At 65.4% G+C, this 19,940-nt stretch carries 17 protein-coding genes and 2 tRNA genes; 4 read left to right on the top strand and 15 right to left on the bottom strand.

Features of this window, described 5'->3' with window-relative positions:
- Positions 1 to 9: 9 nt before the first annotated feature.
- The 10 genes from GFD25_RS10400 to pgi form a co-directional block, all read right to left on the bottom strand.
- A complete protein-coding gene (locus tag GFD25_RS10400; protein ID WP_163232579.1) occupies positions 10 to 579 on the bottom strand; it encodes a nucleotide exchange factor GrpE in 570 nt (189 codons plus the stop codon).
- A 14-nt stretch (positions 580 to 593) separates the two neighbouring features.
- Positions 594 to 2,141 carry an Hsp70 family protein gene (locus GFD25_RS10395; protein ID WP_163232577.1) on the bottom strand — a complete coding sequence of 516 codons (1,548 nt, stop codon included), beginning with the start codon at positions 2,139 to 2,141 and terminating at the stop codon, positions 594 to 596.
- A gap of 157 nt (positions 2,142 to 2,298) precedes the next feature.
- Positions 2,299 to 3,081, bottom strand: a complete 783-nt coding sequence (locus GFD25_RS10390; protein WP_163232575.1) for a LytR/AlgR family response regulator transcription factor — start codon at positions 3,079 to 3,081, stop codon at positions 2,299 to 2,301.
- A 419-nt stretch (positions 3,082 to 3,500) separates the two neighbouring features.
- Positions 3,501 to 3,953 carry a DUF1893 domain-containing protein gene (locus GFD25_RS10385; protein ID WP_163232573.1) on the bottom strand — a complete coding sequence of 151 codons (453 nt, stop codon included), beginning with the start codon at positions 3,951 to 3,953 and terminating at the stop codon, positions 3,501 to 3,503.
- Entirely contained in the window at positions 3,946 to 4,548 is a 603-nt protein-coding gene (locus GFD25_RS10380; protein WP_163232571.1) for an ECF transporter S component, read from the bottom strand. Before GFD25_RS10380 ends, GFD25_RS10385 begins: the two co-directional genes overlap by 8 nt.
- A gap of 36 nt (positions 4,549 to 4,584) precedes the next feature.
- Positions 4,585 to 5,487 carry a DUF362 domain-containing protein gene (locus GFD25_RS10375; protein ID WP_204314877.1) on the bottom strand — a complete coding sequence of 301 codons (903 nt, stop codon included), beginning with the start codon at positions 5,485 to 5,487 and terminating at the stop codon, positions 4,585 to 4,587.
- Positions 5,488 to 5,654: 167 nt separating this feature from the next.
- A complete protein-coding gene (locus GFD25_RS10370; protein WP_163232569.1) occupies positions 5,655 to 7,796 on the bottom strand; it encodes a S8 family peptidase in 2,142 nt (713 codons plus the stop codon).
- A gap of 217 nt (positions 7,797 to 8,013) precedes the next feature.
- On the bottom strand, positions 8,014 to 9,156 hold the full coding sequence (locus tag GFD25_RS10365) for a hypothetical protein (protein ID WP_163232567.1): 1,143 nt from the start codon (positions 9,154 to 9,156) through the stop codon (positions 8,014 to 8,016).
- Positions 9,157 to 9,197: 41 nt separating this feature from the next.
- The gene (locus tag GFD25_RS10360) at positions 9,198 to 10,409 is read right to left on the bottom strand and encodes a hypothetical protein (protein WP_163232565.1); all 1,212 of its coding nucleotides are present in this window, start codon (positions 10,407 to 10,409) and stop codon (positions 9,198 to 9,200) included.
- 130 nt (positions 10,410 to 10,539) lie between these two features.
- A complete protein-coding gene (gene pgi / locus GFD25_RS10355) occupies positions 10,540 to 12,240 on the bottom strand; it encodes a glucose-6-phosphate isomerase (RefSeq protein ID WP_163232563.1) in 1,701 nt (566 codons plus the stop codon).
- A 403-nt stretch (positions 12,241 to 12,643) separates the two neighbouring features.
- On the opposite strand from pgi, the gene GFD25_RS10350 reads away from it, so the two are divergent.
- The 3 genes from GFD25_RS10350 to GFD25_RS10340 all read left to right on the top strand — a co-directional run bounded on the left by GFD25_RS10350 (position 12,644) and on the right by GFD25_RS10340 (position 14,007).
- A tRNA-Thr gene (locus GFD25_RS10350) sits at positions 12,644 to 12,719 on the top strand.
- A gap of 125 nt (positions 12,720 to 12,844) precedes the next feature.
- A tRNA-Leu gene (locus tag GFD25_RS10345) sits at positions 12,845 to 12,925 on the top strand.
- A gap of 80 nt (positions 12,926 to 13,005) precedes the next feature.
- A complete protein-coding gene (locus GFD25_RS10340) occupies positions 13,006 to 14,007 on the top strand; it encodes an AEC family transporter (protein ID WP_163232561.1) in 1,002 nt (333 codons plus the stop codon).
- 94 nt (positions 14,008 to 14,101) lie between these two features.
- Here GFD25_RS10340 and GFD25_RS10335 read toward each other — a convergent pair whose 3' ends face one another.
- From GFD25_RS10335 to GFD25_RS10320, 4 genes are all read right to left on the bottom strand, one after another.
- Positions 14,102 to 15,361 (bottom strand): aminoacyltransferase, encoded by a 1,260-nt coding sequence (locus tag GFD25_RS10335; RefSeq protein ID WP_163232559.1) that lies wholly within the window; start codon positions 15,359 to 15,361, stop codon positions 14,102 to 14,104.
- A 332-nt stretch (positions 15,362 to 15,693) separates the two neighbouring features.
- Positions 15,694 to 16,425, bottom strand: coding sequence for a non-canonical purine NTP pyrophosphatase (locus GFD25_RS10330; protein WP_163232557.1), 732 nt, complete (start codon positions 16,423 to 16,425; stop codon positions 15,694 to 15,696).
- Between the two features lie 15 nt (positions 16,426 to 16,440).
- The gene (gene rph / locus GFD25_RS10325) at positions 16,441 to 17,205 is read right to left on the bottom strand and encodes a ribonuclease PH (protein WP_163232555.1); all 765 of its coding nucleotides are present in this window, start codon (positions 17,203 to 17,205) and stop codon (positions 16,441 to 16,443) included.
- Between the two features lie 54 nt (positions 17,206 to 17,259).
- Complete coding sequence (locus GFD25_RS10320; RefSeq protein WP_163232553.1) at positions 17,260 to 17,886, bottom strand: Pr6Pr family membrane protein; 627 nt, start codon at positions 17,884 to 17,886, stop codon at positions 17,260 to 17,262.
- A gap of 128 nt (positions 17,887 to 18,014) precedes the next feature.
- Here GFD25_RS10320 and GFD25_RS10315 point away from each other — a divergent pair, with 128 nt between their 5' ends.
- Positions 18,015 to 19,334 carry a nicotinate phosphoribosyltransferase gene (locus GFD25_RS10315; RefSeq protein WP_163232551.1) on the top strand — a complete coding sequence of 440 codons (1,320 nt, stop codon included), beginning with the start codon at positions 18,015 to 18,017 and terminating at the stop codon, positions 19,332 to 19,334.
- Positions 19,335 to 19,460: 126 nt separating this feature from the next.
- Here the strand turns inward: GFD25_RS10315 and GFD25_RS10310 are convergent, their stop codons facing one another.
- The gene (locus GFD25_RS10310) at positions 19,461 to 19,772 is read right to left on the bottom strand and encodes a DUF3039 domain-containing protein (protein WP_163232620.1); all 312 of its coding nucleotides are present in this window, start codon (positions 19,770 to 19,772) and stop codon (positions 19,461 to 19,463) included.
- Between the last annotated feature and the right edge of the window lie 168 nt (positions 19,773 to 19,940).

Here is a 19,940-nt window from a genome sequence, read left to right as displayed (position 1 = left end):
TCCGCCGCATCACGATGCGGATCCGGCGGCATCCTCGCTCTTTCCGTCAGCTTCCGCAGGAGTACGGGCGCTGCGGTAGACAATCACTTCTTCCGGCCGGATGACCGTGCCACCCAGCCGGTATCCGGCTCGTCGGACGGCCACCACTGTGTTGTCGGGAACGCCGGCGGCGCCATTCACATCCTTCGGCGGTTTCCCGCTCACGCCGACGATGCGCTGCGTCGTCGGGTCGAACGTCTTCGGCGAGGCTATCGGCTCGAATCCGTAATGCGCCAGGATCGCCAGGATCTCATCGCCGATCGAAGCGACGAAATCCCGCGCATCGGCATCGTCGCCGCGATATGCCGCAAGCCGGTCCAGCAACAGCGCGAATTCGCGGCACAGCGGGGCGAGTCGCTGGGCGTCTGCCGCCGCGGACAATGCGTCGATGGCCTGCGCCTTGGCCTTGTCGTCGAGCAGACGGCGACGGAACAGATCGGTCAGCTGATTGAGTCCGGCGAGGATGCGCGCGGCGTCGTCCGTCGTCACGCCGGCGTTCCCGGCCGGCTGCGTCGTCGGCGTGGACATTGACGTTGTCATCGGTCACGCTCCCCTCAGTCCACGTTCATGCCGTCGATCTTGCTCTGCGCCTGCCGCATCTGCGCGTTGGACATGTTCGCCGTGCGATCGATGTCGAACGTGCCGAGCGAACGGTTCTCCGTCAGGTCCTCGACCTCGACGAACACGGTCTGATCGATGTCGTAGGCGAACGTGACGCGGATGGGCGAGCCGGCGGGATGCGGCGGCACCGGCAGTATCTGGTTGGCCAGTATCTTCACGTATCGCGGATCGTCGTCGTTGCCTTCGGTGACCTGCACGTTGAGCGCTCGCTGGTTGTCGACGGTCGTGTAGAACACGTCCGAGGCCTTGGCCGGGATGGGCGTGTTGTTGCGGATGATGATGCTGTTGACATCCCTGTCGTTCGGGCCGACGACGATCACGCCCAGCGATTGCGAGGTGACGTCGGAAATGACGATGTCCGAACCGGTCGAGCCGGCGGTGGCGCCGTCGGCGTCCGACGCGGCGGAACCGCCGCCGGGCGCGCTCAGGCTTGCCGCATAGATGGCCGCGCCGATCGCCACCGCCGTGTCCGGGTCGATCTCGTGCCTGAGCTGACGGCCGGAAAGCCGTTCCAGCATCCTGCGCACCATCGGCATGCGGGTCGAGCCGCCGATCATCAGCAGATAGTCGATGCCGCTCCACTGCACATGCTGATTTTCAAGCAGCAGCTCAAGCCGCTCCTGGGTGCGCTTGAGCAGGGTTTCCGTGGCCGCTTCGAATTCGTCGCGCGTGATGCGCACGCGGTAGGTTTTGCCGTCGATGGTGAAGATGGCGGTGCTTTGCGCCACATTGCTCAGACCGCGCTTGAGGATTTCAGACTTTTCGCGGATTTCGGCATACAGCTGATCGTCGTACTCGTCCACCGTATAGCCTTGCTTGGCCAGGTCGGCGACGATCAGCTTGCTGATCTCATTGTCGAAGTCGAAGCCGCCGAGGTTCGGGTCGCCGTCGGTGGCGATCACGTTGAACGAACCGTCGCGGATTTCCATCAGCGTGATGTCGAACGTGCCGCCGCCCAGGTCGTAGACAAGCACGCGACCGTTGTTCTGCGAGGTCAGGCCGTAGGCGATGGCCGCAGCGGTCGGCTCGTTGAACACCTGCAGCACGTTGAATCCGGCGAGTTTGCCGGCCTGCTTGGTCGCCGTGCGCCGGGCGTCGTCGAAGTATGCGGGCACCGTGATGACGGCGTCGGTCACCGGCTCTCCGAGATCGAGCTCGGCGTACTGCTTGATGTATTTCAGGATCAGCGCCGAAATCTCCTCGGGCCGGAAATCCGTGCCGTTCGGCGAGGTGTAGACGAAATCGGGGTTGCCCATCTGGCGTTTGATGAACTGCACGACGTTGTAGGGCGATCCGGCGGCCGAGTTCTTGGCCATCTCGCCGACCATCGGCTCCTCGGCGCCATCGGTGTCCGGGAAGAACACGACGGACGGCGTGGTGTTCTGCCCTTCCTGGTTCGGCAGCACCTGTGCGCTGTGGCCGTCGATGGACACGGCCGCGGCGGAATACGTGGTACCCAGATCGATGCCGATTACCGCCATGTCATCCCCCTTGCCCCGCTTCCGGCTGAACAGTTTCAAGGCTAATGTCGCATTTTCGAGGGAAACAGGCCGTCGTCACCAACGATGGCGCCCATGTCAAAAACGAGGCCGCCGCGGATCCGAGCGCGGCGATCGGCGGCAACGGCGATCCGCAACGTCAGATTCCGCGAAGATACGCATTCAGGCGGTCCCGCGTGTATGCGCGGCGACGTTGGCTGACGGGAATCGACTCGCCGGTGAGCAGGATGATTCGGTCGCCGGTGAACACCTTGAAATAATCCATATTGAAGACGAAGCTTTTATGGCACTGCAGGAACTGCCGTGGCAACAGCCGGCAGAACTGGCTCAGCGTCGCGTAGGTGCTGATCACGCTGATGGCATGGATGTGCAATACGCGACGGGTGCTTTCGATATAACGGATCTCACGCGGTTCGATTGCGTACATGGATGTGCCGGACAGCACGCGAATCGGACGGTTACGCTGACTGTCGAGATGTCTCACCGCCTGGACGAGCACGTTGCGCAGGTCATCGTCGGAGATCGGTTTGGTCAGGAAGCTCAGGTGTTCCGTGGCATACACCTGCGTATGGTATTGCGGATATCGGGTGACGTAGACGATCTGCGTGCCGGAACCCGGCGGAAACAGCCGGGAGACCACGTCGATGCCGGTCTCCTGCTCCCCGCCCAGATGAATGTCCATGAACACGACGTCGTAGGTGTGATCGGACAACGCCGCCTCCAAAGAGTCCGCGTCGCCGAATACCGAGGTCACGAAGTCGACCGGATCCGTCCCGCCGTTCGCCGCATGGGACCGGGCGCGGACGGCGGTCACGTCCGGAGGAATATCGAGCGAGAGCGAAGCCAATCGTTCGGCGAGCATGGTCGCGTCGCCCTTGTCGTCATCCACGATGGCGACCGAAATCACATACCCCCTCCCCATCGTTTCACTCCTCTCGGCAAACGTTCAGACATCTCTGAGATGCATCATAAAATCGTCCGCACTCCGATACCAGACACCGACCCCCGTAATGTAATAACCGCCAAAACGGATGTCATAAATAACGCGGACGAACGCAGGAGCATATTGGGCCGCAGGGCCGATAGCAGCCGATCCCCGCATCGGAAACATCACCATTGACGTCCCAACGGCATCGCCCTGCAGAAGGCGGAATCCTCGCTATCCCCCGCACGCGCCATATTCGTCATATCCGCCGCACAGGGCCGTTCCATGTTTCCCCGCGCAAACCAACGCAAAACCGCCTCCGAACTTGGTTTGCGCATGGAAAGATACCCCGTCCCCGCGCAAACCAACGCTAACGGGTCATATTGCGTTGGTTTGCGCGCGAGGACGGGGATCGTCTACCGGCGGGCCATGAGCTCGGCGACGGCGGCGCGGATGGCCGGCTCGGCGTCGGCCGGATCGTCGATCGACGCGACGGATCGTTCGATCGGGCACAGGCCGGTTTTGTCGCGGTTGAGGATGCGCGGCACGAGCGTGCCGTAGCCGGCGGCGATGCCGTTGGACCGCAACGCCGCCAGACCGGCTTCGCTCATGGTCTGCGCGTAGACGGCACAGGCTCCGAGCCGCGCGTACAGCAGTGCCGCGCCCTTGCCGACCACGCGGTCGGCGGCCGCGAATCCGTCCAATCGTTGTCCGTCCGCCAGCCACTGCAATAGCGGACGCACGCCTCGGCCGGTGCCGGTCAGGGTCGTCGTCCGGCCGCTTACGGCATCGGTGCGGCAGGCCGCGCAACCGAGCGATTCGTCGCCCAGCAGCGTGGCCTTCGCCAGATCGAGATCACGCTCAGTCACGGCGGCGATCCACGGCGGTCATGATCACGGGCACGAGCACCCACTGCAACGCGAGTCCCGGCAGCCCAGTAACGACCGCGGCGGCCACGGACGCGACGGTCATCGTCGTGTTGCCGAGCAGCGACACGGCCACGGCGATCGCGAGCGCGTCGGCGATCCGTCCCGCGACCTGCGCGCCGACCAGCTTGACGAGCCAGCCGAGCGGCGACGGCACGGCGGCCGGCAGGCGCACGCCGCGCAGAAGTCCGGCGAACAGGCCGTATGCGGCGAGTTCGATCACCATGAACGGCACCATCGGGGCCATCGGCATGCCGGTGAGCAGGAAGCTCACGATCGGCGCGAACGCACCGGTCGCCAGTCCCGCGAACGGGCCGGCCAACAGGCCGACGAGCAGTACCGGCAGGTGCATCGGCAGCAGGGTCTGGCCGACCATAGCGCCGAGGCCGAGCGCAGCACCGGCGACGTGGAACACCTGCGGCAGTGCGACGGCCGCGACCACGGCGATGATCGCGGCGGCGGTCTGGAATTTCACCGACGGCAGCGCGGCCGTGAACGAACGGTTCTTGACGGTTTCAGCGGTTTCGGTTGGTTGCATTGCACGTTCTCCTTTTTTACGAGACGACGGTCAGACTCAGCGCTGGTCGAGGTCCACGAGCTGGTATTCGCGGCTGCCGAGCCCCATCTCGACCGCGTGTTCGATGGTGTGGATGCCGTGGCGCGATTCGATGCGTTCGATCATCGCCGAGTTGTCCTCGTCGGACGTGTAGATCCGGTCGACGCACGCCTGGTCGACGGCCACCGGGTCGAGCGACGAGAAGATGCCGATGTCGTGCATGCACGGCGCATGCGGGTTGCCGTCGCAGTCGCAGTCGACCGACAGGTTGTTCATCACGTTGATGAACAGCATGTTGCCCTTGAGCGCGTTGAACACGGCGGTCGCCGCTTCGGCCATCGCTTCGAGGAACGCGTCCTGGTCGCCGCTGAACGGGTTGTCGAGGATCTTGTCGCCGCCGGAATGCAGACGGCGCTTGCCGTTCGACGAGGCCATGCCGATCGAGATGTTCTTGAGCGCGCCGCCGAAGCCGCCCATCACGCGCCCCTTGAAATGCGACAGCACGGCGTAGTAGTCGTAGTTCGGGAAGTGCGAGCCGACGATGTCGCCGGTGATGCGTTTGCCGCCTTCGACCGGGATCGTGATCTCGCCCTCCTCGTCCTGGATGTCGCACGGCGCGATGTCGGTGAAGCCGTGCTCGCGGATGGTCTGCCAGTGGTGTTCGCTGGTGTCGCGCGTGCCCGGGTACGCGGTGTTGCATTCGACGATCGTGCCGTCGAGCTCGTGCACGAGATCGGCGATGAGCGCCGGCTGCAGGTAGTGCTTGTTGCCGCCTTCGCCGGAGCTGAGCTTGACCGCGACCTTGCCCTGCGGGCGGGCGTTCAGCGCCTCGTAGACCCGCATCAGTCCGGCCGGGCTGATGTCACGTGTGAAATACACCTTGGCCGCCATCGGGTAATCGGTGTTGTAGGTCGTTACCATGCTGCCTCCTTGCTAGGTCAGTGACGTTCCCGTACTCCACGATACCCTCATCTCGGTATCGCCGCGGTATCGCGGAAACGACGGGAGGGCCATGCCGGCGCGCATGCCGGCATGGCCCTCCCGAACGCCTACGGCGTCATCGGACGCCGCGGCGGACGATGCCCGTCCTACGCGCGCTTGCGACGCACGAGGATGGCACCGGCGATCGCGGCAAGCGCCACGGCCACGACGGCCACGGCCGCCACGGCCGCGCCGGTGTCGCCGATCTTGCCGTCGGACGGCTTGACGGGCGTCTGCGTCTTGACGACCGGCTTGGCTTCGGGCTTGGAGCCCGGAACCGTCGCGCCGCCATTGCCCTTGTCGCCGCCCTGATCCCCGGATCCGCCGGCATCGGCCGCCGCGGACGCGAACGCGGTGGACGCGGACACGTCGTCATCGGCCTCGGCGTAGTCGTTGAGGCCATTGGCCGCGACGTCGGCGCTCTGCTTGCCGGCCTTGTCGAACGTGACGTCCACGGAGACGGTCAGCGCATTGTCGTGCGCCTTCTTTTCGGCCTTCGCGCTGCCGGACTTGCCGGCGACGGTCAACGACAGCGCGCTGACCGGGCCACTGGCGCTCACGCGCACGGTGGCCTTGCCCTTGACGGTGGCGTCCTTGAGCGGGGACCATGTCTTGCCGCCGTCGGTGGAGTATTCCGGCTCCGAGAGCGTCGGCTGCGGCTGGTCCTTGGTGACCGCGGCGAGCGCGTTCACCAGGCCGGCGCCACGATATTCCTTGCCGGCGTCGCCGGACGGGTCGGCCAGCTGGCCGTAGTGTTCCGCGGCCTGCTTCTTCATGAGCGCGACGACCTGTTCAGGCGTGTAGTCCGGGTGGATGCCCTTGATGAGGGCCGCGACTCCGGCCGCGTGCGGGGAGGCCATGGACGTTCCGCTGTAGTAGCTGTAGGAGCCGCCGTCGATGTCGGGGTCGACGGACGAATAGATGTACAGGCCGGGCGCGGCCACGTCGATGTTCTTGGCGCCGTAGTTCGAGAAGGAGGCACGCGAGTAGCTGCCGAGCTCGCCCCACTTGGTTTCGCCGACGGCGGAGACGTTCACTACTCCGGGCAGTTGCGCGGGGATGTCGACGCCGTTCTTCACGTCGCGGTCCTTGATGACGGTCTTGCCGTCCGGATCGCCGGACACGTCGTTCGGGCTGCCCGAATCGGGGGCCGGATCATCGAGGTTCTGGTCGGAGTTGCCGGCGGCGGCCACGGAGACGACGCCCTTGGACGTCGCGTAGGCGACGGCGCGGCGTACGGCCTCATAGCCGGCGGCCTGCGTCGGGTCGGACGGCACCCAGAATTCCCAAGGATCGACGTAGTAGCTGTTGTTGGTCACGTCGATGCCGTGGTTGGCGGCCCAGTCGAACGCGCACACCACGTATTCCGGATACAGGGATCCCGCGTCGTTTCCGGCCTTGATCGCGACGATCTTGACCTTCGGATCGACGCCGTCCACGCCGACGCCGTTGCTGGCGGCGGCGATCGTGCCGGCGACGTGCGTGCCGTGCGAGCTGGTGGTAGGCTGCCACGCCTCATAGCTTTGGTCCGGGATGCCATTGTTCTGGCAGCCCACCGACCGGCTGGCGTCGATCTGGCTGCTGCCGTCGCTGTTGCGGAATTCGGCGTGGCGGGCGTCGATGCCGGCATCGATCACGCCGACGGTCACCGGGGCCAGCGGCACGTCCTTGTCGGTGATGTCGGCGGCCTTGTCCGCGCCGATCGCCAGGACGCCCCATGCGCCGTTCGCCGTGGTGGCCGGGTCGGATTGCAGCGCCTGCTCCTTGGCGAACTGGCTGTCGTCGCTCAGGCGACGCAGCGAGAACAGGCTCGCCCCGCTCTTGCCGTACTTGTCGACCACGTTCTCCCCATCAGGCACACGGGCCTGTCGGGTCGCACCGACCGAAACGAGCGAGATGCCGTCCGCCGTGGCCTTGGCGGCATAGTCCTTGGCGAAGCTCTTCGACTTGGCCTGCACGAAGAACGTGCCGAACTGCGGGTATTGGGCAAGGGCCACGACGTCGCCCATCTTCTCGGCTTCGGCGACGGCGGCCTTGAGCTGGGCTTCGGTGGATCCTTCGGGCAGGTTGACCGCGTAGTTGCGGGCCGCATCGGACGGTTCGACCGGCGAGTACACCGGTTCGTCGGCGGCGAGTGCGGTCGTGGCGAACGCGCCCATGCCGGCGCATGACAGCGCCATGGCGACCGCGGCGCAGCCGGTTACGAATTTGCCGGGCAACGAATTGGGCAATGCAAACGAATGTCGCATGATTCTTCTCCTTCATGCCGGTGCGAGGCGCACCAGGGAGCACGGTCTTTTTCACCCCAGACCGTGTCCTACAGGCATATCGGTACGCTATCGCAGACCATGTTACGATTATCTGCCCGTCCGATATGCGGACATTTGCATCACCGTATGAACTACGCGCGATATTGGCGCAAGCATTCGCTGACCGTCGTCACACGTCGCCGACCGTCGCCGACCGTCACCGCAGCCGGAAGTCGGCGAACACGCCGAGCCGGCTCAGCGAGTCGGCAGCCGGAACGGAAACGTCACCGCCGGAAGCATCCCCGTCCTCCACGTCCAGACTGATCATGACCGACGAGACGCTGCCATGAGTCCAGATCGTCTTCAACGCGAGCGTCGCGCCGCCGTCCGCCAGATCTGGGTCGATCGCCACCGGCACGACGACCGACTGGCCTTGCCTGAGCGCGAGGCCGTCCACGCCGCCGTCCGCGGTGCCGACGTTGCGGCCGATCGCCGAATATATGGAAACGGACATGTTCACCGAATTCAGCGTGCCTGGCACGCGGCTGCGCACGGTCACGTCGACGATGCGCTTGCCGTCGTTGATCGACCGGTCGTCCTCGTTGGCGGCGGCATCGTAGACGCCCTGGTCGGTGACGGCCACGATGTCGAACGGCGGCGTGAACGGCGTGCCGGCCGGCAACCCGAGATCGTCGCGCAGCTCGGCGTCGGCGTGATTGCCGAAGGAGATCAGGTCACGCATCAGATCGTTCGCGTCGGCGGCGACGATGGATTCGGCCGCGTATCGCGCCGACCGTTCGAGGTTGCCGTACCGTTTGACGACGTCGTCGAGGTCGTCGGTGACATCGTCCGGCCAGGTGCGCGCGAGCAGCATCGCGTAGCTGCGGTGCAGCGCGTCGGCGACCGTGCCAGCCTGTTCGTGGATGGCGTTCAGGTCGTCGCCGGCGAGCGTCGGCAGCGCGTCCTCGACGGTCTGCCACGATGCGGTGACCGCCTTGGCGTAGTATTGCGCGGCTTCCCGCCGCGTGAGTTCCGGACCGTCGTACGTGGGATAGTCGACGGGCGACGGCGAACGGCCGTTCACTTGGGACAGCGCATCGGACATGCACATGTCGGAGCTGATCGCCTGCACGCCGCCGAGCAGGTATCCGCCGATCGCGGCCACGACGACGAGGACGGCCGGCACGAGGAACGTCCAGACGGTCGGTTTCCAGGACGGGATCGCGGCGAGAATGACGGGCGGGATGGAGTCGGCGGCATCGTGCGGGACGGCATCATTGTTACGTTTGCGAATGCCTCCGCGCCGGTGTCCCACGTGCCGCGCATCGCCGTCGCCGCGCCGTGTCGGATCGTCTGTCATCGCGTTTCCCTCTTCCCTGCCCGTAGACCTTGCGTTTCGTCTCATGCGATGCGGAACTCGTTGAGCGGCGTGATCGCGGCCGCTTGCGTCGCCGTGTAATCGTCGCTGATGATGAGGTCGTCGGCGGTGTGCACCGACCAGCCGGATGCGGCGAGACGGTATCCGGAACGCACGATCCGCGGATTGATGCCGACCGTGAGCGTGACGGTGCCGTCGTCGTGGATGTAGTTCGGATCGTCGACGTCGGCCGGCGTGCTGGCGAGCAGGTCGGTGGCGACGGTCGTGCCGTCGGCGTCGAGCAGGTTGAGCCGCATGGCCAGATACGGCACGTTCGCCGGCACATGGCTGACGACGGTGAGCGTGACGCAGCGTCGGGTCACGGTGCGGTCGTCGTCGCCGATGAGCGCGAGCTGCTGGCATTCGCCGGCGTCCTTGACCGCGGTGACGGCGAGCGGCGCGTCCGGTTCGGGCACGGCATCGAGTTCGAGTCGAGTGCGGACGAGCCGCTGGATGTCGGACGAGGCGCGCGTGGCCGACAGCGTGCGGAAGATCAGGTCCTCGATGGCTTCCCGATCGGTGTTCGTGATGACGTTGCCGTAGATGGACGCGCGATGCTGGTATTCGATGATCGCGCCGCGGATCGGCTTGTCGAGCTGGTCGGGCCAGGTGCGCGCGGCCAATGTGCGCGCGGCCCGCAGGGTCGTGTCGCGGGCGGTGGCGGCCGCTTTGTGGACGGCGTCGAGATCGCCCGACAGTATCGCCGTACGCAGGGCGGCGTCGGCCGGATACACCGGACGGACGGCCGTGTCGAAGTAGTCGGAGGCGGCGTTCATGGAGAGCTTGTCCCCTGACGGTTCGAGCGGCGTGAATCCGCCGTAGCAGTAGTCGATATCGCTGCTGGCCGAACAGTTGACCGCCGAACCGCCCTGTCTGGCGCGGTGGAACATGAATCCGCCCGCGCCGGCGACGACCACGATCACGGCGATGAGCAGCGCCAGCCAGCGCGGCATGCGCATCCGACGCACGGTCTCGGCGGCGATCGCCTCGGACAGGTCGTCGGCATCCGCGATGTCGTTCTCGGCATCGTCCTCGACATCCGCGGTATCGTTCACTGACGGGACATCGTCATCGACGACGTACGGATTGCGGCGGCCAACGGGACCGGTCTTGCCGGCGGCGGCGGGATCACCCCTGCCGGAGCCGTCACGGCCGACACCGGCATCGGCGTCCCACGGCATCTGATCGTCCTTCATCGCGCTCCCCCTCGCATGCCAGCGTCGCAACAGTCACATCATACGTCAGCAGATCCCATACATACGCAAAGAGGCTCCCCTCCGCAAAGGAGAGGAGCCTCGGCTCAGCGCCGCATCAGCGAGTCAGAAATCAGAACTCGCGATTCGCACGGTAGAACTTGATGAGCGACTGGGTGGACGCGTCCTGCGCGGCCAGGGCCTCGTCGTCCTGCGAGATCGCCGGGGTGATCTGCTTGGCGAGCTGCTTGCCGAGCTCGACGCCCCACTGATCGTAGGAGTCCAGGCCCCACACGGTGCCCTCGACGAAGGTGATGTGCTCGTACAGGGCGATGAGCTCGCCGACCGCGAACGGGGTCAGCGCGACGCCGAAGATCGAGGTGGTCGGGCGGTTGCCGGTGAACACGCGGGCCGGGACGATCTCCTCCGGGGTGCCCTCGGCGCGGACCTCGTCGGCGGTCTTGCCGAACGCGAGCGCCTTGGTCTGCGCGAAGTAGTTGCCGAGGAACAGCTCGTGCACGTCCTGGTCGCCGTCCTTGGTCGGGTTCGGGGTGTTGACGAACGCGATGAAGTCGGCCGGGATGAGCTGGGTGCCCTGGTGGATCAGCTGGTAGAAGGCGTGCTGGCCGTTGGTGCCCGGCTCGCCCCAGAAGATCTCGCCGGTCTCGGTGGTGACCGGGGTGCCGTCCCAACGCACGGACTTGCCGTTGGACTCCATGGTCAGCTGCTGCAGGTACGCCGGAAAGCGGTGCAGGTACTGGTCGTACGGCAGCACGGCGTGGGAGGCGACCTTGAAGAAGTTGCGGTACCACACGTTCAGCATGCCGAGCAGCACGACGACGTTCTTCTCGAACGGGGTGTTCGCGAAGTACTCGTCGATCTCGTGGAAGCCGTGCAGGAACTCCTCGAAGCGGGCCGGGCCGAAGACGACGGCGAGCGAGGTGCCGACGGCGGAGTCGACGGAGTAGCGGCCGCCGACCCAGTTCCAGAAGCCGAACGCGTTGTTCGGGTCGATGCCGAACTCGGCGACCTTCTCCAGGTTGGTGGAGACGGCCACGAAGTGCTTCTTGATGGCTTCGGCGCGGGCGGCCTCGTCGCCTTCGGCGATGGCGCCGTTGGCGACGAGCTCCTCAAGTAGCCAGGTGCGAGCCTCACGGGCGTTGGTCAGGGTCTCCAGCGTGGTGAAGGTCTTGGAGACGATGATGAACAGGGTGGTCTCCGGGTCGAGGCCCTTGGTCTTCTCGGCCAGGTCGTTCGGATCGATGTTGGAGATGTAGCGGGCGGAGATGCCGGCGTCCGCGTACGGCTTGAGCGCCTCGTACACCATGACGGGGCCCAGGTCGGAACCGCCGATGCCGATGTTGACGACGGTCTCGATCTTGCGGCCGGTGATGCCGGTCCACTTGCCGGAACGCACCTCGTCGGCGAACTTGTAGATGCGGTCGAGCACCTCACGCACGTCCTTGACGGTGTCCTGGCCGTCGACGATGTACTTGCCCTCGTCCTCGACCGGACGGCGCAGCGCGGTGTGCAGGACGGCGCGGTCCTCGGTGTTGTTGATGTGCACGCCGGAGTACATGGCCTTGGTGCGCTCGTCGAGCTTGACTTCCTTGGCCAGTTCGGCGAACAGCTTAAGGGTTTCCGGCTTGATCAGGTTCTTGGACAGATCGAAGTGCAGGTCGCCGGCGTCGAAGCTCAGGGAATCCACGCGGGTGGAGTCCTCGGCGAACCACTTCTTGAGGCTGATGCCCTCGGCCTGAAGCTCGTCATAGTGCTTCTGCAGGGCGGCCCAGGCCGGGGTCTGGGTGGCGTCAATGGGAGGATTGATGGCCATGTGTTGGTCCTTTCATCATCACTTGCGAAGCGGCGCCGCCCGTCAGGCCGCCGTGAGGAGACCACGGGCCGCGCCGGTTACTTCACTGAACAAGCTACTCACAAAAGCAGACATAATCACACAAAATAACGGCCAGGCAACGGGCCGGTGAACACGCCGCCACAGGAGACGGATCCCGCTTCATCCGACCTGCGGACCCGCCCAGCCCATCCTCGCCTCGCGTCGCCCGACGGCCGCTGGCGAACCGCCGCAGCCGCCTCCCCCGCAGAGCGCGACCGTCTTGTCAAATCCACCCCCGCAAAGCCGCGTTCTCACACGCGACACGACGGGATTTTGCGAATTCCACGACATGCGCTATAGTCTTCATCTTGTGCACGGAAAGCGTATGCGATCCGAGCAACAAGCCACTTTAGCTCAGTCGGTAGAGCGGCTCACTCGTAATGAGCAGGTCGACAGTTCGATTCTGTCAAGTGGCTCCATCACCCCGGACCATGTGGTTCGGGGTTTTTCATTTCGCCGTCACGGATACGACCGCGGACATACGGAAGACATACGGACACGATCGTGCCTATAAGGCATGGCTCATGCTAGATTGGCACCTTGCGCGCGCGTGGCGGAATTGGTAGACGCGCAGGATTTAGGTTCCTGTGTCTTGTACGTGTGGGTTCGAGTCCCATCGCGCGCACTCCCCGACTCCCTTGCGGCCTTGCGCCGGCCAACGATCGGGCCGGGCCAGATCGAACACGGGAGAGGAACCACGCAGCCATGTCCGCCATGCTCAAGCCCATCGCGTTCCTGATCATCATCTTCGCCGCGTACGCGGTCAAGCGGGCCGGCCTGTTCAGGTCACGCGACTACCGCGTCATGCAGGTCGTCGTGTTCAACTTCACGCTGCCCGCCTCCGTCATCGTCTCGTTCGCCACGAATCCGCACCATATCAGCATGCTGCTGATCTCCGCGTTCGGCTTCCTGTGCGCGATGCTGCCGCTGCCGCTCGTCTACCTGGCCACGCGTCATAAGCCGGTCGCCGACCGCGCGTTCCTCATGCTCAACGCGTCCGGCTTCAACGTGGGCAACTTCTGCTTCCCCGTCCTGCAGGCGTTCATGGGACCGTCCGCCCTGATCACGGCGGCGATGTTCGACGTCGGCAATTCGATCATGGTGACGGCCGGCACGAACGTGATGACCACGTCGCTGCTGCACATCGACATGGACAAGCCGCTGACCGAACAGCATGCGGGCGACGCGCCGACCGTGCCGTACGTGCGCCCGACCGACCGCGACGCGAGGCGCATGGCCCGGCGCGCGAAGCTGCGCAAGATCATCATGGGTTTCGTCACGTCGATTCCGTTCGACATCTACATGCTCATGATCGTGATCATGCTGTTCGATCTGAAGATCCCGGCCGTCGTGCCGACGCTGCTGCAGCCGGTGGCCGACGCGAACTCGTTCTGCTCGGTGTTCATGGTGGGCATGCTGATGGATCTGCCGCACACGGCCAAGGACGTGAAGGACGTGGCCCGCGTGCTCGGCTGGCGACTGCCGCTGGGACTGCTGTTCGCCTGCGCCGCATGGTTCCTGCTGCCGTTCGACGCCGGCGTGCGCAAGGCCGCGGTGATGCTCACCCTCGCGCCGACCGCCGTGTTCTCGACGCTGTTCACCGACAAGGTGCTCGGCAACGCGAAGCTCGCCGGCTTCACGCTCGCTACCTCGGCGATCATCGCGATCTGCCTGATGACCGGCGCGAACTTCCTGCTGCCGGCGTGACGTCCGTACCGGCCGGCATCCGACCCGATGCGGAAATGGCCGGGATCGAACCCGATCCCGGCCATTTCCGCATCATCATTGCATCGTCAATCCCCTACCGCCGCAGCAGCTTGTGCGCCAGGCGTTCTAGCCGGTAGCGCACCGGGCGCACCGGCGCCTCGAAACGGCCGAGCAGTTCCTCGACATACCCGTTGAAGCCCTGCTTGAACTCGAGCACGCCACGCCCCTCGTCGTCCGGGTCATCGAAGATGCCGTCGATGCCGTAGAAGTTGTACCGGGTCACGCCGCGCTCGATGCACAGGTGCAGCATGGCGTAATGCTGGATGAGCGCGGACGCGTAGAACGGCTTGTACTGCTCCACGCTGCCCGAGAACAGGTAGATGGTTTCGCGCGGATGCTCCACGAACAGCGAAGCGGCCGCAGGCAGCACGTCGCCGTCCTTCGCGAATTCGGCGGCCTCGGCGAGACGCTTGTCCGCGGCGGCCAGATTGCGCGTCTCCTCCCCCAGCTGACGTTCCGTCTTCGTGGTCGGATGCGCATCGTACTTGGCCTGCAGATCGTCCACCTTGCGCTGCAGCGCCGCGCGTTTGCCCTGCATGTCGGCGATGTATTCGGCGATGTGGATCTCCGCGACCATGAAGTGCGCGGCTTTGCCATACGCCTTCTTGAACCGGCGGAAATACTCCTCGCCGCGATACTCGAAGCTACGTCGTTCCGCGGTCTGCTGTTCGATCGACGCGAACACGCCGAGCTCGTCGTCGGCCAGTTCGCGCACGTGCACGCCCATCGACGAGGCCCTCTTGACGCTCCACTGCGTGCGCTTGTCGTACGACTTGAGCAGCGTCTTCTCGTCGGTCAGTCCGGTCAGATCCTTGAGATACCGCCATCGCGGAACCGGCGTGTACTCGCGCGTGAACCCGTCGTGAGCGAAGCCGAGCTCCTTGAGCAGCTCGACCGCATCGTCGGCCGGCACCGCGTCCGGCAGCGGTTCGCCGTCCGTGTCGCGCAGCAGGTACGGCAGTTCCGGCGTGAGCTCCAGGTATGACGCGCCCTTCGCCTTGGCGTGGGCCTTGAGCTGCGTGATGAAGTACGTGGCCAGTTCCCGGTCGTGCAGGTCGCACAGGGGCCCGTCATGGATGACGGCGAACGTGGAGATGCGCGAGTGGCGCGTCTCGAACAACGCCGCGGCGACGACGCGACCATCCTCACGCACGGCCAGGTATTCGACGTCCACGCCCTGCGCGGCACGCATGCGGCCGGCCGCCGAAGTCTGCTGGAAGTTGCCTTGCGGATGGGACGCGGAGAACGCGTCGAATTCGTCCGGAGTGAGCGTGGCGAGTGCGAAGGATCGCATGACCACATCCTTTCTTGGTATCGCTTGGTACAACGGCCGCATGGCATGCGCGATGATCGGCATGTTCGATCTTATCGCCGTCCGGCTTCCGGCGGAGCCGATTCATGGCGTCGTCGTCGATTCGCCACGCAAATGGGCCTCTCGGCGGGGCGGATCGCGGAAGTGTCCGCCGTATCGCCCCGTTAAGGACACCTTAGCGGGGCATTTCCCGTATAACACGGCTGATTGGCCCCGCACAGTGCGTTCTTAGCGGGGCAGACCAGCGACAGCCGCCGCATTCCACCCCGCAAGACAGACGGACCTCTACCGTATCGGCCGGAGACGGTTAGGTCTCAGTGCAGCAGCCGTTCGACCGCCGGCACAAGCGAGCGCAGGGCCTTGCCGCGGTGCGAGATCGCGTTCTTTTCGGCCGAAGTCAGTTCGGCGCTGGTGAGCCTGCCGTCCTCGCCGTCGACCACGGCCCGTTCGGGCTGGTCGTCCGGTTCGAACAGCGGATCGTAGCCGAATCCGTTGGTACCGCGCGCCTCGCGGATGATGCGGCCCGGCATGTCGCCGGTTTCGACGATCTCTTCGGCGATCGGATAGCGGTCGGCGAGCGCGGCCTCGGCCTGCGGCGAATCGGATGCGATGACGGCCGGAACGTCGTCGGCGCCACGGCCCGAGGTATCCGGCACGACGAGCGCAGCGGCGCAGCGGAACCGCGCGGTGCGCTTGACGTCCGGAATATCGGCGATCTGGGCGAGCAGCAGTGCGTTGTTCGCCGCGTCGTCGCCGTGGCGGCCGGCCCAACGGGCGGACAGGATGCCGGGCGCGTTGCCCATCACGTCGACGATGAGTCCCGAGTCGTCGGCGATGGCCGGGCAGCCGGTGCGCTCAGCCACGTCACGCGCCTTGAGCAGCGCGTTCTCCTGGAACGTGACGCCGGTTTCGACCGGGTCGGGCAGGTTCAGGCTGCCGGCGGAGACGAGTTCGATGCGGGCCGCGTCCTCGCCGAGACCGGCTTCGAGGATGCGGCGGATTTCGATGAGCTTGCCTTCGTTATGCGTGGCGACGATGAGTTTCATAATGCTCCCGAAAAATCAGTCCTGCGCGAGGGCGGCCTGCTGGGCGGCCTGCAGTTCGCGGTTGCCCTTTTCCGCCAGGTCGAGCAGCGTGTTGAGCTCGGCGCGGTTGAACGGGCGGTGTTCGGCGGTGCCCTGGATTTCGATGAACGTGCCGGAACCGGTCATCGCGACGTTCATGTCGGTCATCGCGCGGCTGTCCTCCGGATACGGCAGGTCAAGCATCGGCGTGCCGTCGATGACGCCGACCGACACGGCCGACACCACGTCCTTGAGCACGCGGTCGGCGGATTTGATGTGCTTGTTCTTCTCCGCCCAGCGCATCGCGTCGACGAGCGCGACGTACGCGCCGGTGATCGACGCGGTGCGCGTGCCACCGTCGGCCTGCAGCACGTCGCAGTCGATCTGCACCATGTTCTCGCCGAGCGCCTTCATGTCGACCACGCCGCGCAGGCAGCGTCCGATCAGTCGGCTGATCTCGTGCGTGCGGCCGCCGATCTTGCCCTTGACGGATTCGCGGTCGGTGCGTTCCGCGGTCGCGCGCGGCAGCATCGAGTATTCTGCCGTCACCCAGCCGAGTCCGGAATCCTTGCGCCAGCGCGGCACGCCGGGCGTGAACGTCGCGGTGCACATCACGCGCGTGTTGCCGCATTCGATGAGCACCGAGCCTTCCGGCACGTCGGTGAAGTGACGGGTGATCCGAACCGGGCGAAGCTGGTCGACCGCGCGTCCGTCGCCGCGCAGCACGGTATCGTTTCCAAGCAAATCCTTGATCTGAGCCATATCGCCCAACCTAGCACCAGCCGGGCACCGGCCGGCGTACCGATCGCGGACGGCTCAGCCGAGCAGCGGTTTGGCCGGTTCGATCCTGTCGATGATGAACAGGATCAGCGCGAGGACGAAGAACCCAGCCGCGAGTTCCGCGCAGTTGACGCCGAACCGCATCCATCCGAGCGCGTTCGCGTCGATGAACGTGTACGGGTACGGGTTGCCGCCTGCGGCCGGCCCGGAATGCGGCCAGATCGTCGCGCGGATCACGATGAACGCGAGCCAGGCCGGCAGGTAGACCAGCCACGAGAACGGATAATGCCACTTGAACCGGCGGTGCGGGTCGAACAGGATGAAGTCGATCACCGCCATGATCGGCGCGATCCGGTGCAGCATCGTGTTGGTCATGATGCCGAGCACCTGCGGCACGTAGTTCGGGTCGTCGGGCGGCATGAGCAGGAACGCGACGATCGCGGTGATGAGCGCGTACAGCGTGACCACGCCCTTGAGCCATGCGGGTGGCTGCACGCCCTTGACCAGGCTCGCCGCCGCGGCCCACAGCATCGTGAACCCGAGCACGAATCCGGTCTGGAACGTGAAATACACCCACAGTTCCGGCCGCTGCCACGCCTCGTACGTCCCCACGAAGCACAGTCCGGCGACCGCCAGCCGCCACAATCCCGCAATGAATCGCATACGCGTCAGTCTACGCGTCGGGCGTGCCACCGGGCCGCGTTTCCGCGCCTCCCGCCCTCCCGTATCGCGACTGGCCCGCGGACGCGCGGCGCGGTAGGCTGGTACGCAAACGAAACAAGGGAGATTCCATGGACTACTCACCGGCCCTGATGACCGACATGTATGAATACACGATGCTTGACGCGACGTTGCGCGACGGCACGGCGAACCGCAAATGCGTGTTCGAGGTGTACACGCGTCATCTGCCCGAGGGCCGCCGCTATGGCGTGACGGCCGGAACCGGGCGCATCCTCGACGCGCTCGAACGGTTCCATCTGGACGACGAGGACCTGAAGTTCCTGTCCGACCGCAAGGTCGTGAGCCCCGAGACGATCAAGTGGCTGGAGAACTACCGTTTCTCCGGTTCGATCAAGGGCTACCGCGAGGGCGAGATGTTCTTCCCGAACTCGCCGGTCCTGCAGGTCGAGGGCACGTTCGGCGAGTGCACGCTGCTCGAGACGTTGGTGTTGTCGATCCTGAACTATGATTCGGCGGTCGCCTCGGCGGCCTCGCGCATGGTGTCGGCCGCGAAGGACCGCCCGTGCATGGACATGGGCGGGCGCCGTACGAACGAATGGGCCGCGGTGGCCGCCGCACGCGCCGCGGTGATCGGCGGGTTCAAGGGCACGGCGAATCTGCTCGCCGCGCAGATGTACGGATTGAAGGCGATCGGCACGGCCGCGCACTGCTTCACGCTCGTGCACGATTCGGAGCGCGACGCGTTCGCCTCGCAGATCGCGGCGCTCGGCAGGAACACGACGCTGCTGGTGGACACGTACAACATCGAGGAGGCCGTGAAGACCGCGGTCGAGGTGGCCGGGCCGGAACTGGGCGGCATCCGCATCGACTCGGGCGACCTCGCCTCGCTCGCGCAGCGCGTGCGCAACCAGCTGGACGCGCTGGGCGCGACGAATACGAAGATCACGGTCACGAACGACCTGGACGAGTATGCGCTGGCCGCGCTGCAGACCGCGCCGGTCGATTCGTACGGCGTCGGCACGATGCTCGTGACCGGATCCGGCGCGCCGACGTGCGCGATGGTGTACAAGCTCACCGAGCGCGAAAGTGCGGATGGCACGATGCAGCCGGTGGCCAAGAAGTCGAAGGACAAGGCGTCGATTCCGGGCCGCAAGCTCGCGTACCGTTCGTACGAGTACAATCTCGCGGACTGCGAGCATGTGATCTCCGGCTCGGAGGACGAGCTGGCCGCCTACGAGCCGAAGGAAGGCTGGAAGGATCTGCTGGTCGACTACGTCGATCACGGCCAGATCGATTCGCGCTACCAGGGTCATGACGCGATCATGGCCGCGCACGAATACCGCGCACGGGCGTTGGCCGAACTGCCCATCACCGCCCAGTCATTGATGAAGGGCGAGCCGGTGATTCCGACCGAGACTACGGTCCTCTGATCCCCAACAACGGAAAGTGGGGATGAACCTACCTTGAAACCCGCCGATACGGGCTCTTCATGGTAGGTTCATCCCCACTTTCGTTTGTCGCGTTTCCCAGTCGGCGTATGGCGTCGCCGGTCAGATTCAACGCGTCATCTCGTCGTAGATGCGCTTGCAGTCGGGGCAGACCGGATACTTGGACGGGTCGTGCTTGGGTACCCACACCTTGCCGCACAGCGCGACCACCGGCCGACCGGTCATGCGCGACTCGGCGATGCGCTCCTTGGAGACGTAGTGCGCGTAACGGTCCGCGTCGCCGCCGTCGTCCTTGAGCGGCTGTTCCTTGATCTGCGGACGTTCCAGCACCGCCGTGCCGGACCCGGTGTCCGGCGTGGACAGCGGCGACACCGGGTCCGCCAGATCCAGCATCGAATCGGTCATCGTCATTGCGTCCATCGTCATCGCAACCTCCAGCCTTCGCGTTTGCCGAAATACCCTATCAATCATAGGTCCACAATCGCGGGCACGTCCAGAACGACCGACCGTACGACCGTGTTTGCTGTTCTGATGGAGGGGTGGGAATAGTTAGAGGCTTCTAGGCAGAATGGGTGGTGCCTAAACCTA

Source organism: Bifidobacterium aerophilum (assembly GCF_010667685.1).
Lineage (GTDB): Bacteria > Actinomycetota > Actinomycetes > Actinomycetales > Bifidobacteriaceae > Bifidobacterium > Bifidobacterium aerophilum.
This window is presented reverse-complemented; position numbering and strand designations above follow the sequence as displayed.

What these genes read in the sequence shown, in the direction of transcription:
- GFD25_RS10340 (WP_163232561.1), top strand. Translation starts at nt 13,006, where the DNA reads ATGTCCGCCATGCTCAAGCCCATCGCGTTCCTGATCATCATCTTCGCC.
- pgi (WP_163232563.1), bottom strand. Translation starts at nt 12,240, where the DNA reads ATGGCCATCAATCCTCCCATTGACGCCACCCAGACCCCGGCCTGGGCC.
- GFD25_RS10320 (WP_163232553.1), bottom strand. Translation starts at nt 17,886, where the DNA reads ATGCGATTCATTGCGGGATTGTGGCGGCTGGCGGTCGCCGGACTGTGC.
- GFD25_RS10395 (WP_163232577.1), bottom strand. Translation starts at nt 2,141, where the DNA reads ATGGCGGTAATCGGCATCGATCTGGGTACCACGTATTCCGCCGCGGCC.
- GFD25_RS10390 (WP_163232575.1), bottom strand. Translation starts at nt 3,081, where the DNA reads ATGGGGAGGGGGTATGTGATTTCGGTCGCCATCGTGGATGACGACAAG.
- GFD25_RS10370 (WP_163232569.1), bottom strand. Translation starts at nt 7,796, where the DNA reads ATGCGACATTCGTTTGCATTGCCCAATTCGTTGCCCGGCAAATTCGTA.
- GFD25_RS10375 (WP_204314877.1), bottom strand. Translation starts at nt 5,487, where the DNA reads ATGGTAACGACCTACAACACCGATTACCCGATGGCGGCCAAGGTGTAT.
- GFD25_RS10330 (WP_163232557.1), bottom strand. Translation starts at nt 16,425, where the DNA reads ATGAAACTCATCGTCGCCACGCATAACGAAGGCAAGCTCATCGAAATC.
- GFD25_RS10335 (WP_163232559.1), bottom strand. Translation starts at nt 15,361, where the DNA reads ATGCGATCCTTCGCACTCGCCACGCTCACTCCGGACGAATTCGACGCG.
- rph (WP_163232555.1), bottom strand. Translation starts at nt 17,205, where the DNA reads ATGGCTCAGATCAAGGATTTGCTTGGAAACGATACCGTGCTGCGCGGC.
- GFD25_RS10360 (WP_163232565.1), bottom strand. Translation starts at nt 10,409, where the DNA reads ATGAAGGACGATCAGATGCCGTGGGACGCCGATGCCGGTGTCGGCCGT.
- GFD25_RS10365 (WP_163232567.1), bottom strand. Translation starts at nt 9,156, where the DNA reads ATGACAGACGATCCGACACGGCGCGGCGACGGCGATGCGCGGCACGTG.
- GFD25_RS10315 (WP_163232551.1), top strand. Translation starts at nt 18,015, where the DNA reads ATGGACTACTCACCGGCCCTGATGACCGACATGTATGAATACACGATG.
- GFD25_RS10400 (WP_163232579.1), bottom strand. Translation starts at nt 579, where the DNA reads ATGACAACGTCAATGTCCACGCCGACGACGCAGCCGGCCGGGAACGCC.
- GFD25_RS10380 (WP_163232571.1), bottom strand. Translation starts at nt 4,548, where the DNA reads ATGCAACCAACCGAAACCGCTGAAACCGTCAAGAACCGTTCGTTCACG.
- GFD25_RS10310 (WP_163232620.1), bottom strand. Translation starts at nt 19,772, where the DNA reads ATGGACGCAATGACGATGACCGATTCGATGCTGGATCTGGCGGACCCG.